The sequence below is a fragment of the Veronia nyctiphanis genome, assembly GCF_004116385.1.
GTDB lineage: Bacteria > Pseudomonadota > Gammaproteobacteria > Enterobacterales > Vibrionaceae > Veronia > Veronia nyctiphanis.
The window spans coordinates 1-876 of record NZ_PEIB01000100.1 but is presented as its reverse complement, the minus strand read 5'-3'; the positions used below and the strand labels follow the sequence as shown (position 1 = coordinate 876).

General features: G+C 38.7%; 2 protein-coding genes. Both read left to right on the top strand.

Annotation, left to right across the window (positions count from 1 at the left end; genetic code table 11):
- A partial coding sequence (locus CS022_RS25120; protein WP_161569753.1) for a hypothetical protein occupies positions 1-369 on the top strand: 369 nt, incomplete at its 5' end.
- Positions 363-710, top strand: coding sequence for a hypothetical protein (locus CS022_RS24595; RefSeq protein WP_129124484.1), 348 nt, complete (start codon positions 363-365; stop codon positions 708-710). The genes CS022_RS25120 and CS022_RS24595, both read left to right, overlap by 7 nt.
- The last annotated feature ends 166 nt before the right edge of the window (positions 711-876 follow it).

Sequence of the window (876 nt, the reverse complement as noted above, 5' to 3'; positions counted from 1 at the left end):
CAGCCACAGGACAAAAAACCGCTCCGCTATTTTTTGCCTGTGCTGGCAGGCGTTATAAATCACCAAAATATGGAGTTTCAATTGAAAGACAATTTAAGTAATTATCTCCAAGCCGTTTCTTTAAAGAGAAATATGGAGAAAGAATATAGTGAGATTAACAGCGGCATATTGTTTTTTGACAATAAATTTTTCGATAACTTTCGTCTGGCTTTGATCGATTTAGTTAATTTTCGAGATGCTAAGGAAGATTGGAATCTTTTGTTAATAGATACCCCTTTAATCGAAAATTCAAAATCGTTTAACAAAAAACGTAAAGATATAGAAAACTTTAGAAATAACTTTTCAGGCATTATGATGCCGATGTGCTGAATACGGTTTATCGAAAATACAACGAAGCCTTTTTGACAGATTCAGGCTCTGAATCACAATACATCATGATTACTTTCAGAATGCTACAAGAAAGTATCAATAGTCGTGATGGGGAGCTTAAGGCAATGTTTTTCTGGGATGGTAACACCGAGTGCGATCTCTTTTGCCCTGAGCATCAAGCCATACTTATCAATTATCTCAATGAGACTCTATTAGATGCCATTGAAGTTTGTGAATTCGTTGCACAAAAGCTAGTCGAAGACTTGCAGATTCCTGATGGTCGAACTGCTATGGCAGCATTAATTGCTGAAATGGAGCAGGCGCAAAGCGAGGATTTATAACAAGCAATTTAAGAGGGATTCACAACGCTTGGCGCTCTCACTTCAAGTCAGTTAAGTGTTTATGTCACAATGCTTTAGGTTTGGGTGGTGGCGTTGTTCACCCCTTAATTGGGCGCTGAGGGATCCCCTCATAATTTCCCAAGCCCAGAGTAATGCGTCAGCTGTT